Source organism: Streptomyces sp. NPDC048419 (genome assembly GCF_043200415.1).
In the GTDB taxonomy this organism is placed as follows: Bacteria; Actinomycetota; Actinomycetes; order Streptomycetales; family Streptomycetaceae; genus Streptomyces.
Genome location: NZ_JBICXT010000021.1, coordinates 98,575 through 112,634, shown reverse-complemented (window position 1 = coordinate 112,634; position 14,060 = coordinate 98,575). Strand labels below are relative to the sequence as shown.

14 protein-coding genes and 1 tRNA gene are annotated in these 14,060 nt (G+C 71.6%); 5 read left to right on the top strand and 10 right to left on the bottom strand.

Translation table 11 applies throughout. From position 1 onward, the window contains the following. Positions 1–7 precede the first annotated feature (7 nt). Together ACGFYN_RS34835 and ACGFYN_RS34830 are read right to left on the bottom strand one after the other, a co-directional pair. Complete coding sequence (locus tag ACGFYN_RS34835; protein WP_393869933.1) at positions 8–1,381, bottom strand: hypothetical protein; 1,374 nt, start codon at positions 1,379–1,381, stop codon at positions 8–10. An 81-nt stretch (positions 1,382–1,462) separates the two neighbouring features. Further along, positions 1,463–2,233 (bottom strand): DUF4097 family beta strand repeat-containing protein, encoded by a 771-nt coding sequence (locus ACGFYN_RS34830; protein WP_393869932.1) that lies wholly within the window; start codon positions 2,231–2,233, stop codon positions 1,463–1,465. A gap of 222 nt (positions 2,234–2,455) precedes the next feature. Between ACGFYN_RS34830 and ACGFYN_RS34825 the strand changes: the two genes are divergently transcribed. Further along, positions 2,456–2,527 (top strand) — tRNA-Val (locus ACGFYN_RS34825). A gap of 46 nt (positions 2,528–2,573) precedes the next feature. Here the strand turns inward: ACGFYN_RS34825 and ACGFYN_RS34820 are convergent. From ACGFYN_RS34820 to ACGFYN_RS34810, 3 genes are all read right to left on the bottom strand, one after another. Beyond that, a complete protein-coding gene (locus ACGFYN_RS34820) occupies positions 2,574–2,900 on the bottom strand; it encodes a hypothetical protein (RefSeq protein ID WP_393869931.1) in 327 nt (108 codons plus the stop codon). A gap of 67 nt (positions 2,901–2,967) precedes the next feature. Beyond that, positions 2,968–3,408 (bottom strand): VOC family protein, encoded by a 441-nt coding sequence (locus ACGFYN_RS34815; RefSeq protein ID WP_393869930.1) that lies wholly within the window; start codon positions 3,406–3,408, stop codon positions 2,968–2,970. A gap of 76 nt (positions 3,409–3,484) precedes the next feature. Then, complete coding sequence (locus tag ACGFYN_RS34810; protein WP_393869929.1) at positions 3,485–4,390, bottom strand: ketopantoate reductase family protein; 906 nt, start codon at positions 4,388–4,390, stop codon at positions 3,485–3,487. Between the two features lie 92 nt (positions 4,391–4,482). On the opposite strand from ACGFYN_RS34810, the gene ACGFYN_RS34805 reads away from it, so the two are divergent. Beyond that, complete coding sequence (locus ACGFYN_RS34805; protein ID WP_393869928.1) at positions 4,483–4,707, top strand: DUF2277 domain-containing protein; 225 nt, start codon at positions 4,483–4,485, stop codon at positions 4,705–4,707. Between the two features lie 666 nt (positions 4,708–5,373). Here the strand turns inward: ACGFYN_RS34805 and ACGFYN_RS34800 are convergent. The 3 genes from ACGFYN_RS34800 to ACGFYN_RS34790 all read right to left on the bottom strand — a co-directional run bounded on the left by ACGFYN_RS34800 (position 5,374) and on the right by ACGFYN_RS34790 (position 8,507). Beyond that, positions 5,374–5,982: a DedA family protein gene (locus tag ACGFYN_RS34800; RefSeq protein WP_393869927.1), complete on the bottom strand. Its 609-nt coding sequence runs from the start codon at positions 5,980–5,982 to the stop codon at positions 5,374–5,376. Positions 5,983–6,160: 178 nt separating this feature from the next. Beyond that, complete coding sequence (locus ACGFYN_RS34795) at positions 6,161–7,789, bottom strand: alkaline phosphatase D family protein (protein ID WP_393869926.1); 1,629 nt, start codon at positions 7,787–7,789, stop codon at positions 6,161–6,163. Between the two features lie 73 nt (positions 7,790–7,862). After that, the gene (locus ACGFYN_RS34790) at positions 7,863–8,507 is read right to left on the bottom strand and encodes an HNH endonuclease family protein (RefSeq protein ID WP_393869925.1); all 645 of its coding nucleotides are present in this window, start codon (positions 8,505–8,507) and stop codon (positions 7,863–7,865) included. A gap of 355 nt (positions 8,508–8,862) precedes the next feature. On the opposite strand from ACGFYN_RS34790, the gene ACGFYN_RS34785 reads away from it, so the two are divergent. Then, positions 8,863–9,444, top strand: coding sequence for a TMEM165/GDT1 family protein (locus ACGFYN_RS34785; RefSeq protein ID WP_393869924.1), 582 nt, complete (start codon positions 8,863–8,865; stop codon positions 9,442–9,444). A 170-nt stretch (positions 9,445–9,614) separates the two neighbouring features. Further along, a complete protein-coding gene (locus tag ACGFYN_RS34780; RefSeq protein ID WP_393869923.1) occupies positions 9,615–10,283 on the top strand; it encodes an HAD-IA family hydrolase in 669 nt (222 codons plus the stop codon). A gap of 66 nt (positions 10,284–10,349) precedes the next feature. Here ACGFYN_RS34780 and ACGFYN_RS34775 read toward each other — a convergent pair whose 3' ends face one another. Beyond that, positions 10,350–11,300: a peptidoglycan-binding domain-containing protein gene (locus tag ACGFYN_RS34775; RefSeq protein WP_393869922.1), complete on the bottom strand. Its 951-nt coding sequence runs from the start codon at positions 11,298–11,300 to the stop codon at positions 10,350–10,352. Between the two features lie 171 nt (positions 11,301–11,471). Here ACGFYN_RS34775 and ACGFYN_RS34770 point away from each other — a divergent pair, with 171 nt between their 5' ends. Continuing rightward, a complete protein-coding gene (locus tag ACGFYN_RS34770) occupies positions 11,472–13,553 on the top strand; it encodes a DHA2 family efflux MFS transporter permease subunit (RefSeq protein ID WP_393869921.1) in 2,082 nt (693 codons plus the stop codon). Here ACGFYN_RS34770 and ACGFYN_RS34765 read toward each other — a convergent pair. After that, entirely contained in the window at positions 13,486–14,046 is a 561-nt protein-coding gene (locus ACGFYN_RS34765; protein ID WP_393869920.1) for a GNAT family N-acetyltransferase, read from the bottom strand. The two genes, ACGFYN_RS34770 and ACGFYN_RS34765, sit on opposite strands and share 68 nt — an antisense overlap. Positions 14,047–14,060 lie beyond the last annotated feature (14 nt).

The window sequence follows — 14,060 nt, the reverse complement described above, 5'->3', positions numbered from 1 at the left end:
CGCCGGCTCAGTACCCGCTCCCGCGCTCCTCCCGGATCTGCGAGACCACCCGAGCCACCGTCTGCCGTACGGCATCCGTTTCCGTCAGGAAGTGCCAGTAGTCCGGGTGACGCCCCTCCAGACCGGCGATCGCCCGGTCCAGCCGGGCCACCGACTCGTCCAGCGGGCGCGCGTGCTTCGGATCGGGCGTGCTCCGCCCCGTCATGGCCAGACGCTGCGCGTCGCGGATCGCGAACCGGGTGCGGTCGATCTCCTGCTGCGGGTCCTTCTGCACGGCGTTGAGCCGCTGCAGCCGGTCACGCGCCGCCGACACCGACTCGTCCGTGGTGTTCAGCAACGCCCGCACCGTCGACAGCAGGGAGGTCGCGTCCGGCCAGCGCTGCTCGTCCCGCGCGGCCTGCGCCTGCCTCAGCTTCAGCTCGGCCTGCCTGACGTTCTCCCCGGCCTGCTCCGGCACATGCTGCAGGTCCTGCCAGCACGCCGCCACGAACCGCCGCCGCAGCTCGCTCAGCACCGGATCCACCTGCCCGGCACGCGTCGTCAGCGCCTGCGCGCGGGTGCGCAGCGAGACGAGCCGGTGGTCGATCTCCGCGGCCTTCTCCGGCAGCCGCTCGGCCTCCGCCCGGACCGCCGCCGCCTCCCGCGCCACGCGCTCCGCGCGCTCCAGCGTCTCGGGCACCCCGTGCTGTCCCGCACCCTGGTTGAGCTTGGTCAGCTCGGGCGCGAGGGTGGCGAGACGGGCGGCGAGATCGTCCGCCTTCAGCGCCGTCTTCCGTACCGCGTCGAGGGCGTTGGACGCGGCGAGCAGCCCCTGCCTGGCCCGCTCGACCGCCGGAGCCACCCGGGCGAGCTGCGTCTCGGCCTTGCCGAGCAGGGGCCCCAGGCTGTCACCGAAACGATCCAGCTCCCGCTTGACGTTCGTGAGCTCGTCCTTGGCCCGGGTGAGTTCGGTGCGCGCCTGCGCCGCCGCCGCGGCCTCCAGGTCGTCGTGGTCGAGGTCGTGCGCGTCGACCGCGTCGATGTACTGGTGGCTGACCTCGTCGATACGGCGCCCCAGCGCCTCGAAGTCGGTGACCGCTCGCCGGGCGGCGGGGGAGTCGTCCACCGCCATGATCGTCTCGATCGAGATCCGCAGATCGCGCTGGGCGGTGTCCAGCTCGTAGAACGCGGCCGCCGCGGCGTCCTTCGCGGCCTGCGCCTCGGCCCGCTGGTTCTCGGCCCGGCCGCCGAACCAGCGCCGGGTGCCGCCGCCCGCGAACGCGGCGGCCAGCACCGGCGCGGCGAGGAGCGGCAGCGCGAGAAGGGTGAGGGTGTCCCTGATTGCCTGGCGGTGTGCACGCGGCACCGACGGCGAGTCCGACTGCGAAGGTGTCGCCGTCACATCCCTCTCCTGTGCTGTCATCCGTCCTGGCCGGTGCCTCGCTTCATTCTCCCACCGGTTAAGGACGAACACACAGGCCGGTCAGTTCGCGGTCTTGAGCGTGACTTTCCCGTCGCCGGTACGCGCGGACACCACGTGCGCGCTGGTGTCGGAGCGCGGCACGGACACGTCCACCCCGCCGTCGCCGGTCTTCGTGGTCACGCGGTAGGTGGCCTTGGGCAGCGCGACGGTCACGGAGCCGTCGTGGCTGGTGGAGTCCACCAGGTCCGGTACGGCGCCCAGTTCGAGGTGCACGGAGCCGTCACCGGTCTCGGTGCGCACCTTCCGGGAGGAGACCTCCGCGTGCACGGAGCCGTCGCCGGTGTGCAGGTCGAGCGGGCCGCTGGAGTCCGTGACGTGCACGGACCCGTCGCCCGTACGCACGCTCAGCGCGTCCTCGAAGCCCCGCGCCCGTACGCTCCCGTCACCGTCCTCCACCTTCACGGTGACCCCGCGCGGCACCTCGATCCGGTGCTTGGCCGAGCAGTCGGCGACGACGCCGGAGCACTTCATCCGCAGTGTCAGCCGGTCGTCCTTCATGGACCACGACACCTTGGGGTCCTTGCCGAACGCGACCTGCCCCTGGAACCAGCGCGTGACCTCGATCTTCCCCTCCGGGTTCTTGTCCGCGGCGACGATCTCCAGCGCCGAGTCGTCCGAGTCCACGGTGAGGGTGTGCCCCGTCAACGCGAACGACCGGTGATCGGGATCCTTGTCGTCCTGCGCGGACGCCCCACAGGCGGTGGCCGCCCCGACAAGAACCACGACGGCCCCGGCGGCGAGGGCTGCGCGGGCGGTGACGGTACGGACCATGACGATCTCCCCCTGAGACGATGATGTGTGGTGCCTGAGACGCCGATGTGGGGCGCTTCGGAACGTGCTGACGGTGAAGGCACTTAGAACGTACGGACCGGGAGACCGCAGCGGGATCCGGGCCGCTCCCGGATCCGGGGTGGGGTAAACCCCCGCATTGACCGGCCCCGATACGGGTTTGCGGGGCACCGTGCCTGGCAAGGTAGGCTGTCGGCTTGTCTTGGGTGCGTAGCTCAGTGGTAGAGCGCCTGCCTTACAAGCAGGATGTCGGCGGTTCGAAACCGTCCGCGCCCACACGTGGGGAAGACCCCGGCCGATCGCGGCCGGGGTCTTCTTCGTGTCACGCCTTGTGTGCGTGCTTCAGTCTCGTCCGGGCGTCGACGCGGTCGGCGCCGGTCATCTCCGCCCAGAAGCGGTGGGTGCTGACGAAGACGGCGAGTTCGTGCTCGCGCTGTCGGAGCTTTTCCACCTCGGCCTGTTCGTCGGCCGTCCAGCCGGGGGAGGCGGGGCGCTCCACCTTGCGCCAGCCGCTCTCGTCGCTGAATCCGTCCAGGGGCTCCACCGACCAGGGGAGCCGCTTGAGCAGGGCCGACAGCTCGGCCCGGACCTGATGCAGCTCCTCCTGACCGGCCAGGAGGTCATTCGGGAAGTCATAGGTCGCTGCCACGGCTCAATGCTACGCCTGTTCGATTTTGGGATGCGAGTTCCTTCCCGGGGTTCACGCGAACGAGTCGTCAGCCGAGCTGCTCCGCCAGTCCTACGACGATGCCCTCGGGGCCGCGGACGTAGCAGAGCCGGTAGACGTTCTCGAACTGCTCGATCGTGCCGACGAGTTCGGCGCCTTGGGTGCGCAGACGGGCGACGGTGTCGTCGATGTCGTCGACGGCGAACATGACACGGCGGATGCCCAGGGTGTTCGACGGCGCGTCCTCGGGGACGCCGGCGACCGCCTTCGGCGTGTGGAACTGCGCCAACTCGATGCGGCCGGGGCTGTCCGGGATGCGCAGCATGGCGACGTCCTGGCGGACGTCTTCGAGTCCGACGACGCGTTCCGCCCAGCGTTCCTCGAGCGGGAATCTGCCCTCCAGTTCCATGCCGAGTTCGACGAAGAACGCGATGACGGTGTCGAGGTCCTCGACGACGATGAGAACGTTGTCCATCCGCTGAATCGCCATGCTGGGTCTCCTTGGTGTGGTGGGCCGCGGCGGCCGCGTCCGTCCCTGGGACGGAGCCGCCGGGCCGTTCTCGACATCAGCCGCGGGTGCCGTCCTTCAGCTCCCGCACCACCCGGCTCGCCACCGGTACGTCGATGCCGTGGCGCTCTGCCGCGCGGAGCAACGCGCCGCCGATCGCGTCCAGTTCGAGGGGGCGGCCGGACTCGGCGTCGCGCTGCATAGAGGACTTGGTCTGCGGCGGGAAGGCGTCGTAGCGGGCCATGGCCTGGTCGGGGTCGCCCGGGCCGCCGGACGCGCGGCTGACGGCGGCCGTCTCGGCGACGAGGGCCGTGAGCTCGTCGCGATGCTGTGTGCGTACGTCGCCCAGGGGGAGGGCGTGGCGGGTGGTGAGGAGGGCGAAAGGGGCGAGGAACGACATCTTCGCCCACAGTGCGGCGGTCTCGTCGTCGAGGACGCGGGTGGTCGGGCCGGCGGCGTCCAGGGTGTGTGCGAGTGCGTGGAGCCGTTCCCGCTCGACCCCTTCTCCCGTGAGGTCGATCTCGGCGAAGGGGCTGCCGTGTTCGATCACGCCCGGGGCGACGCGGGTCGACTCGACGCGGATGACGGCCGGGGCGACGCGGTCGGGGCGGTAGCGGGCGCGCAGGGCCGCCGGGTGTTCGACGCCGTTCAGGAACGGGACGACGAGTCCGTCGCCGATCGCCGTGGGCGGGACGCGGTCCAGGGCGGCGTCGAGGCTGGTGTGCTTGACCGCGATCAGGCATGCGTCGACCGGTTCGCGCAGCACGGTGTCGGCCTCGACGCGCGCCGTGAAGTCGCCGAACGGTCCGCTGCGGACCTGGATCCCGTCCGTGGTGAGCGTCTTGGCGGTTTCTTCGCCGGCCAGGCAGATCACCCGGTGTCCGGCACGGGCCAGGAGTGCCGCGAGCAGACCGCCGATGCCGCCGGGGCCGAGGACGGCCACTGTGAGTTCTTCGTTCGCCATGATTCGTATGTCCCTCCGTCGGTCGGCCCCGATCGGTGGCCGCCTGGCAAAGGATCATCGCAGCCGCGCGGGAGTTGGGCGAGACTTGTCTCATGTGCCGAAGCATCAAGACACTTCGCCCGCCCGCGTTGCCCGAAGAGGCGACGGAGGAAGACATCAGGGCTGCCGCGCTCCAGTACGTCCGCAAGGTCTCCGGCTTCCGGGCTCCCGCCGCCCACAACCAGGAGGTCTTCGACCAGGCGGTCACCGCGATAGCGGAGGCGACCGCCGAGTTGCTGGCGGGTCTGGAGGTACGGGGCCAGAAGGTACGGGCCTGAGGGCGGGGCCCGGCGGGCGGCTGGCGCAGGGCCCGGCGGGCGGCTGCTGCGGGCCTGTGCGTGTGGCCGCCGGGCTGCCCGCTCCCTGCTGCCGTGTGCCCGGGTCGTCCGGGGGCGTGATCTCGCGGGTGCGTCGCGGGTGGCGCCGGAGCTGAGTGTCGGCGGCCGGTGGGCGGGGCCTCGCGGCTGATGGGTCGTGCGGGCCCCGGGGCCTGCCCCGTCGGACTGACCGCCGCCGCGCGCGGAGAGGCTGGCCGGGGCGCGCCTTCGCGGGCGCAGGGTCGGGCAGGTGGTGCTGGGCTGGAGGATGTCTGTGTTCGGGGCCCGCCAGGCCGGCTGCTGCTGCGCGCCAGTTCGAACCGGGCCCGACCTCGCGGTCGCCGCGCCGCGCAAGGTGGTGCCGGTCGCGACGGCCGGTGAGCCCGTGCACGGGCCCGCGCGTGCCCCGGACCCCCGCCGTCAGGCCTTCGCCGGGCGGCGCATGACGAAGGGCGCGCCCGCGCCCGCGTGCCCCCGGACCTCCGCCGTCAGGCCCTCGCCGGGCGGCGTATGACGGAGGCCGTGCCCGCGCCCGCGCGTGTCCCGGACCCCCCGCCGTGAGGCCTTTGCCGGGCGGCGTATGACGGAGGCCGTGCCCGCGCCCGCGCGTGTCCCGTACCCGCGCCGTCAGGCCTTTGTCGGGCGGCGCATTACGAAGGCCGCGCCCGCGCCCGCGCCGAACAGGGCCAGGACCGATACGGCCGTGGCCAGCCAGGTCGTGCCGAGCCACTGGCCGCCGTAGTAGCCGAGGGCGACGCTGTAGATGGCCCAGGTCAGGCCGGCCAGGGCGGACCAGGGGAGGAAGTCGCGGACTCGGCGGTGGGCGGCTCCGGCGCCGAGGGAGACGACCGAGCGGCCGGCCGGGGCGAAGCGGGCGAGGATGACCAGGGCGCCGCCGCCGCGGGCGAGTGCCGCGCCGAGACGTTCCTGCGCGCCGGTCAGCCGGCGTGAGCGGGCGATCGCGCGGTCCAGGCGTTCGCCGCCGCGCCAGGCCAGCCGGTAGGCCACCAGGTCACCGAGGACGGAGGCGACGGCCGCGCAGGACGTCAGCGCCAGGATGTCGGGGACCGCGTGCGGCACCTTGCCGGTCGCCGAGCCGGCGGCTGCCGCCGTGGCCGCCGTGATCACCAGTACCCCGCTCGGCAGGACCGGCAGGAACACGTCGAGCAGGACCGACAACGCGACCATCGCGTAGATCCAGGGGCCGCCGGTCAGCGACTCCACACTCTCCAGCACCGCATACTCCCCGTGATTCCCCCGTGGCCGGACCCGTGCCGCGACGTCGCGAGGGAGCGGCGGGGGCGGCCATGACAGCCATACAGCGTACGCCCGGAGTGTGGCAGGAGATTCATGGGGGGCGCGTGTGATCGGCACAGGTCGTTCACGATTGTGACCGCGGGCGCGCCCGGGTGCCTCATCCCGACGTCAGCGTCGTGTCCTCCACCGTCTCCAGCACCCCGTTCCCCCGTGCCTGCTCCAGCCGTAGCCGTGCCGAACGGCCCCTCAGCGTCAGCGTCATGAGCTGGTTGCCGAACCAAGGGCCGCCCTTCTTGCGCCACTTGACCGGCGGCTTCTCGCACCGGCCGTGCCGGGCGAAGCGTCGGCCGAGGGCGCGGGCGGGCGCGCTCCAGCCGAAGCGGAAGCCCCAACGTATGTATCCGGGCACGGAGTTGTGGACGGGGGAGCAGGTCAGCTGGAGGACGCGGGCGTCCGGGCCGCCGTCCGGCCACGTCGGCTCGGCCATGTACGCGTGATGGACGTCTCCGGACAGGACCAGCACGCTCGCCGGCGCCTCGGGCCCGGAACCCGCCTCGGCGAACAGGTCGGCCAGTGCGGTGAAGGAGGACGGGAAGGCGGCCCAGTGCTCCAGGTCGGCCTTGCGCCGCAGTTTCTCCCCGAACCGCGCCCAGCGCGCCCCGCGCTCCCCGCGGGACAGGGCCGCGTCCCACGCCTCGGCGTCGTGCACCAGGTGCGGCAGCAGCCAGGGCAGGGAGGTGCCGACGAGGAGGTGGTCGTAGGAACCGCGCTCGTCCAGCGTCTGCTCGCGCAGCCAGGCCTCCTCGCCCGGGTCGAGCATCGAGCGCGCGTCCTCCTTCAGGACGCGGGCCGCCCGGCTGTCCACCATCAGCAGCCGTACGCGGCCGAAGTCGCGCCGGTAGCTCCAGCGCACGGAGGCGGAGTCGGCGTCCGCCTTGCAGGCGAAGGTGCGCAGCTGGTCGGTGGCGTCGGGGCTTTCCCGCACCGTCGCGTAGAGGGGGTCGGTGGCGAGTTCGGCCGGTGAGAGGTTTCCGAGATGCTGGTAGACCCAGTACGACATCAGGCCGCTCAGGATCCGCTCCCGCCACCACGGCGTGGCCCGCATGTCCTTGAGCCAGGCGGCGGAGGTGTTCCAGTCGTCGATGACGTCGTGGTCGTCGAAGATCATGCAGCTCGGCACGGTGGACAGTAGCCAGCGGATCTCGGGGTCGAGCCAGGATTCGTAGTAGAGCCGGGTGTACTCCTCGTAGTCCGCGACCTCGCTGCCCGGCGGGTCGCTCAGGTCGCGCCGTGCGGCGAGCCAGCGCCGGGTCTCCTCGGACGTCTCGTCGGCGTACACCTGGTCGCCCAGCAGCAGGAGTACGTCCGGGCGTTCGCCGTCCGGGTCGGCCGCGACGCGCCCGGCGAGCGTGTCCAGGGCGTCCGGGCCGACGGGGTCGTGCACGTCGGCGTCCGGTGCGGCCCAGCGGCAGGAGCCGAAGGATACGTGGAGGTCGCCGCCTTCGAGGGAGGTCCGGATGACGGAGGGTGGGAAGGCGGAGTCCGGCAGCGGCCACACGCGGGTGCCGTCCAGGAACACCTCGTACGGCGTGGTCGTGCCCGGGGTCAGCCCGGTGACCGGCACCAGCGCGTAGTGATGGCCCGCCACCTGGAAGGTGCGGGCCTCGCCGCGGGCGCCGTCCGCGCAGCGCACCTCGGCGGTGCACGGACGGCTCGCCTCGACCCAGACGGTCGCGGACGAGCCGTCGGCGTACCTCAGCAGTGGACCCAGGCGCAGTTCGACCACGTGATCACTCTCCTCCGTCGACCCGTACGGTACGGAACGACGGAGGCGGGCGGGGAGGTCCGGTGCGTAACGATCAGCAGGACGACAGGTAGTTCGTGAGTGCCGTCTTCTCGGCGGAGTCGACCGAGAGCTTGTAGTAGTACTTCACCTGGACCCAGGCGCGGACGTAGGTGCAGACGTACGCGGACCGGGACGGGACCCAGGTGGAGGGGTCCTGGTCGCCCTTGGACTGGTTGACGTTGTCCGTGACGGCGAGGAGCTGCGGGCGGGTGACGTCGTTGGCGAGGGCCTCGCGCTGGGCCGTGGTCCACTTGCCGGCCCCGGAGTCCCAGGCCTCGGCGAGCGGGACGAGGTGGTCGATGTCTACGTCCGAGGCGGCGGTCCAGGTCGCTCCGTCGTAGGGGGAGTACCAGCTGCCGCTGGTGGCGGTGCAGGCGGAGTTGGTGACGACGTTCGTGCCGTCCCGCTTGAGGATCCACTCGCGGGTGTTGCAGGTGCCGCTGATCGTGTCCCAGGTCGGGAAGAGGTCGCGGTTGTAGCCGGTGCGGTTCTCGGCGGCCACGGTGAGGGAGGCGAGGTAGGTGCGGGCGGTGGCGGCGCTCACCGGGGTGGGCAGGGCGGCGGAGGCGGTCGGGCCGTTGAAAAGGCCGACGGAGGCCACCATTCCGGTGAGCGCGGCGAGTATGCTGAGCCGTCGACGCGCGTAGAATTTCGACATCCGAACTCCCTTGCTGTGTGGGGGTGTTTGGCGGGCGGGCGAGGGAATGCTCGCCGCGCCGCGTTGCGGGAGAGTGTGTGTTCGGTTAGAAGCTAGTGACGTGTGCATGACACGACAAGGTTCAGGTTCGAACTTCTGTCGCGTACCATGGACGGCGCAGAAGGGGAGTAGCTCTTCGCCGGACCGTCGACACACTGCTCAGCTCGTCTGAGCCGGCGCCCGGAGGCAGGTCCTGATCAGGGGCCGGCCAGCGAGACCTTCGGCAGAGCAGTACACATCCGTGTGTGCTGCCGTGCCGAGGTGTCTATCGCGATCACGCACTCTCGGTGGGGCAGCCCCGACCGATTGAGGAATCTTGATCAGCATCACCGTCACCGCGCTCGTGTTCGGCGTGATCTTCCTGGCCGAGCTGCCGGACAAGACCGCCCTCGCCGGGCTCGTGCTCGGCACCCGTTATCGCGCCTCGTACGTCTTCGCCGGCGTCGCCGCGGCCTTCCTGGTGCATGTGGTGCTGGCCGTCGCGGCCGGCAGCGTGCTGACGCTGCTGCCGCAGCAGATCGTGCACGCGGTGACGGGCATCCTTTTCCTGGGCGGCGCCGCGGTGCTGCTGCTGAAGAAGGACGAGGACGACGAAGAGGTCCGCAAGCCCGAGAACCAGACCTTCTGGAAGGTCGCGAGCGCCGGGTTCATGCTCATCCTGGTCGCCGAGTTCGGTGATCTGACGCAGATCATGACGGCGAACCTGGCCGCCCGTTACGACGACCCGCTCTCCGTCGGCCTCGGCGCGGTGCTGGGTCTGTGGGCCGTGGCCGGTCTCGGGATCGTCGGCGGAAAGGCCCTGATGAAGCGGGTTCCGCTGGCCCTCATCACCAAGATCGCGGCGCTGCTGATGATCGCGCTCGGCGTGTGGAGCCTGTGGGAGGCCGTGGCCGGCTGAGCTGAACGGCGGGTGAACTGTTGCCGGGAGCGGTGGCGGATTCGGGCCAGGTTTTGTACCGTGGAGAAACAAAGTGGTCCCCGCCCGTTTTCCCTGACCGGCGGGCGGGGCGCTTTGTCTTTCCGGGGGTCCACCCGCGCACCCCTCACCTTTGTGCCTTGGAGCTGCCGATGACGGTCACCACCGTGCCCACCGTCCTCACCGCCCGCGCCCTCCTGCTGGACATGGACGGCACCCTCGTGAACTCCGACGCCGTCGTCGAGCGCATCTGGCGGCGCTGGGCCGAGCGGCACGGTCTGCACGCGGGCGAGGTCATGAAAGTGGTGCACGGACGTCAGGGCTACGCCTCCATGGCGCTGCTGCTGCCCGACCGCCCCATGGAGCACAACCTCGCGGACAACGCGCGCATGCTCGCCGAGGAGACCGCCGACACGGACGGCGTCGTCGAGATCCCCGGCGCGTCCGGATTCCTGGCCTCCCTGCACGGCCTCCCGCACGCCCTGGTCACCTCGGCCGACGCGGCGCTCGCCACGGCACGGATGGCTGCCGCCGGGCTTTCGCTGCCCGAGGTGCGCGTGACCGCGGAGTCGGTCGGCGCGAGCAAGCCGGATCCCGAGGGGTTTCTCAAGGGCGCCGCGGAACTGGGTGTCGATCCGGCCGACTGCATCGTCTTCGAGGACTCCGCGGCGGGGATCCAGGCGGGGCGCTCCGCGGGGATGCGGGTGGTCGGCGTCGGGCCGCGCGCCGATCTGCACGAGCCTGATGTCGTGGTGTCGGATCTCACCCGGGTGCGGGTGGAGACGGCCGCCGACGGGACGATCGAGTTGTACGTGCGGTAGTCGTGGGTCGCGGTGGTGCTGGGGGCTGCGCCCCCGGACAGGCTGAAAACCAGCCCACCGGCGCTCTTACGGCTCCCGTGTCTCCGACTCCAGGTGTGACCGCGTCTCGGCGCCGTAGACGCCCTGCTCGTCGTCCTGGATTCCCCGGGCCCACTGGTAGCGGCTGACCGCGCTCTCGACCCACTTGTCGTAGTAGCCCTGGGCCTTTCTCGTGTAGAGGCCGAGCTGGGTCAGGCGCAGTTCGAGCTCTGTCACCTCCGCGCCCTGTGAGCCGGGGCGCAGGACGGGGGCCGCGGTCGACTGCCGGTCGGACGGGCCCAGGCTGGCTGTCGCGGTGGCCTTCGGGGAGGGCGATCCGGACGGGCTCGGCGAGGAGCTCGCCGGGGACGGGGGCGCGGAGAGCGAGGGGCTCGTGCTGCCGGTCGGCGTCGGCGTGCCGGACGACGGCGCGGACTGCCGGGCCGAGGTCGCGTTCTCGGGTGAGGGCTCGGACGCAGGGCTCGTGGACGCGTCCGGCACGCTCGCCCGTACGTCGGGGAGGGCGTGGTCGCGCGACGGCTTCTCGTAGGAGAACAGCCCGCTCGCCAGTCCGGCCGCCGCCACCACCGCGACGACGGCACCGCCCGCGCCGAGCAGTACGGTGCGGCGTCTGCCGCGCGGCCGCTTCGCCGCCTCGTCCGCGCCGGCGTACGTGGCCTCGGGGCCCGCCCCCTCGAACAGGCGCAGATCGGCGGGGCTCGGTGTCTCGGGGGACACGGCCCGCAGCGGCATCGTCGCCTCGGCCGGCGCCACCGCGGGGGTGGCCGCGGGAGTCGCCGAGTGGCCGGCCTCGTCGTGCTCCAGCTCCACGTACGGCCGTATGCGCAGCGGATCGAAGTCCTCGGCTGCGGCCTGCTCCGCGGTGCGGGCGTCGCGCAGGGCGTCGGACGCCCGCCGCGTGCAGCCGCAGGACGGAGTGCTGTCCGCCCCTCTGGGCGCACCGCACTCCGGGCACTGGTGACCTGTCGGGTCTGTCACGTGTTCGTCCCTCCCTTCACACGCTCCCCTCGCGAACTCCAGAGGTTATCCAGATCATTTAGCGGCCGTTGCCACCGGCCCCCGGAATATTGCGTTCCAAGGGCACTCGACAGGCCATAACCGGTCACACCGATCACCATGGACGTGTAACGAGAGCCTCGGGAGGTCTTCATGGCCGGGGATGCGCACGGTATGACGGGTGGTGTGCGAGATGCACAGCCCCCGGTCGAGCCCCCGCAACGGGGCAGCGCCGCCCAGGAACACGTGTCCAGGAACGTGCTCGTCTCCATCGGCGCGCTGCTCCTCGGGCTGCTGCTCGCCGCCCTCGACCAGACGATCGTGTCGACCGCGCTGCCCACCATCGTCAGCGACCTCGGCGGCCTGGAGCACCTGTCCTGGGTGGTCACCGCGTATCTGCTGGCCTCGACCGCCGCGACACCGCTGTGGGGCAAGCTCGGCGACCAGTACGGGCGCAAGAAGCTGTTCCAGACCGCGATCGTGATCTTCCTGATCGGCTCGGCACTGTGCGGAATGGCGCAGAACATGCCCGAGCTGATCGCGTTCCGGGCGGTGCAGGGCCTGGGCGGCGGCGGGCTGATCGTGCTGTCGATGGCGATCGTCGGGGACGTCGTCTCACCCCGTGAACGCGGCCGCTACCAGGGCCTGTTCGGAGCCGTCTTCGGCGCGACGAGCGTGCTCGGCCCGCTGCTCGGCGGCCTGTTCACCGAACACCTCAGCTGGCGCTGGGTCTTCTACGTCAACCTGCCCGTCGGTGTCGTCGCGCTCGCCGTGATCGCGACCGCCCTGCACATCCCGCGCAAGTCCACGCAGCACGTCATCGACTACCTCGGCACCCTGCTCATCGCCTCGGTCGCCACCTGCCTGATCCTGGTCGCCTCGCTCGGCGGGACGACCTGGGGCTGGGGCTCGCCGCAGATCATCGGTCTGATCGTGCTCGGCGTCGTGCTGGGCGTGGCGTTCGTCGCCGTGGAGCGCCGGGCGGCCGAACCCGTACTGCCGCTGAAGCTGTTCCGTATCCGCACCTTCACGCTCTCCGCGATCATCAGCTTCATCGTCGGGTTCGCCATGTTCGGCGCGATGACCTATCTGCCGACGTTCCTCCAGGTCGTCCAGGGCGTCACGCCGACCATGTCCGGCGTGCACATGCTGCCGATGGTCTTCGGCATGCTGCTGTCGTCCACCGCGTCCGGGCAGATCGTCAGCCGCACCGGCCGCTGGAAGGTGTTCCCGATCGCCGGCACGGGGGTCACCGCGATCGGGCTGCTGCTTCTGCACCGGCTCGACGAGAACAGCTCCACCGCCGTGATGAGCGTCGACTTCTTCGTCTTCGGCCTCGGCCTGGGCCTGGTCATGCAGGTGCTGGTGCTCATCGTGCAGAACGCGGTCTCCTACGAGGACCTCGGCGTCGCCACCTCGGGCGCGACCTTCTTCCGCTCCATCGGCGCCTCGTTCGGCGTGGCCATCTTCGGCACCGTCTTCGCGAGCCGGCTCGGCGACAAGCTGGCGGAGGCCTTCCAGGGCGTCCGGCTGCCCGGCGGCGTCTCGCCGGACGCGCTCGAGTCCGATCCGCGCGGCATCGGTTCGCTGCCGCCCGCGCTGCGCCCGGCCGCCCTGCACGCGTACGCGTCGTCCATCACCGACGTCTTCCTGTACGCCGCCCCCGTCGCGCTGCTCGGCTTCGTGCTGGCCTGGTTCCTCAAGGAGGACAAGCTGCGCGGCTCGGTCACCGCGCCGGACATCACCGAGACGCTCGCCAGCAACCCGGTCGAACGCTCCTCCGCCGACGAGGTGTGCCGGGCGCTGTCCGTGCTCGGCACCCGCGAGGGCCGCCGGCAGATCTACGTGAAGATCACCGAACGGGCGGGCTACGACCTGCAGCCCGCGTCGAGCTGGCTACTGCTGCGGATCAAGAAGTACGGCTGGGCCGAGCCGGCCGTGCTCGCCGAGCGGACCTCGCTGCCGATGCAGGTCATCATCGCCGCCGCCCGCCAGGTCGAGGAGCGGCGCCTGGGCCGGCGTGAGGGCCTGGATCTCGTCCTCACCGCCAAGGGCCACGCCACGGCCGAGCGGCTCTCCGAGGCGCGCGAGGAGTCGCTGGCCGAACTCCTCGGCGACTGGTGGGGCCCGGACCGGCCCACCGACCTGACCCGGCTGGTCGCGGAGCTCAACGACGAGATGTGCGGCTCGGATCGTGAGCAGCCGCACAGCGGTGCTCCAGAACAGGTCCTGTGAGGTCCTTGCGGAACCAGTGCTCGGCGTAGACGTCGTCGTTGTGCGGCTCGGTCTCGGTGTAGCCCAGCCGCGCGTACAGGGCGCGGGCCTCGACGAGATCGCCGCGGGTGTCGAGGACGATCTCCCCGGCGCCGAGGCCCCGTGCGGCGTCCTCGGCGGCCCGCACCAGGAGCGGGGCGCCGCCCCTGCCGCGCCTCACCTCGTCCACGAACACCCTGGTCAGCTCGGCGGTGGCCGCGTCCAGCAGCCGCACTCCCGCACAGCCGGCCGGGTCGCCCGCGTATCGCGCGACGAGCAACTGCCCGGTGGGCGGCGCCAGTTCGGACCCCGAGCGGGCGGCGATCTCCCGCTCCAGCTCGTCCGGGTCGGTCCGCCGCCCCTCGTGCAGCAGGTACCAGCGGTCGCTGACCTCGGTGTAGTAGGCCCGCCAGAGCGCGAGGGCGGCGGGGGAGTCGTAGGGCTCGGGGGCGACGGTCCAGGTCATGCCCGCCATTGTCGGGAGGCGTG

Bases quoted from the DNA above. Each gene is read 5' to 3' on its own strand.
- ACGFYN_RS34830 (WP_393869932.1), bottom strand. From the start codon at position 2,233: ATGGTCCGTACCGTCACCGCCCGCGCAGCCCTCGCCGCCGGGGCCGTC.
- ACGFYN_RS34815 (WP_393869930.1), bottom strand. From the start codon at position 3,408: ATGGCGATTCAGCGGATGGACAACGTTCTCATCGTCGTCGAGGACCTC.
- ACGFYN_RS34810 (WP_393869929.1), bottom strand. From the start codon at position 4,390: ATGGCGAACGAAGAACTCACAGTGGCCGTCCTCGGCCCCGGCGGCATC.
- ACGFYN_RS34805 (WP_393869928.1), top strand. From the start codon at position 4,483: ATGTGCCGAAGCATCAAGACACTTCGCCCGCCCGCGTTGCCCGAAGAG.
- ACGFYN_RS34790 (WP_393869925.1), bottom strand. From the start codon at position 8,507: ATGTCGAAATTCTACGCGCGTCGACGGCTCAGCATACTCGCCGCGCTC.
- ACGFYN_RS34780 (WP_393869923.1), top strand. From the start codon at position 9,615: ATGACGGTCACCACCGTGCCCACCGTCCTCACCGCCCGCGCCCTCCTG.
- ACGFYN_RS34770 (WP_393869921.1), top strand. From the start codon at position 11,472: ATGGCCGGGGATGCGCACGGTATGACGGGTGGTGTGCGAGATGCACAG.
- ACGFYN_RS34765 (WP_393869920.1), bottom strand. From the start codon at position 14,046: ATGGCGGGCATGACCTGGACCGTCGCCCCCGAGCCCTACGACTCCCCC.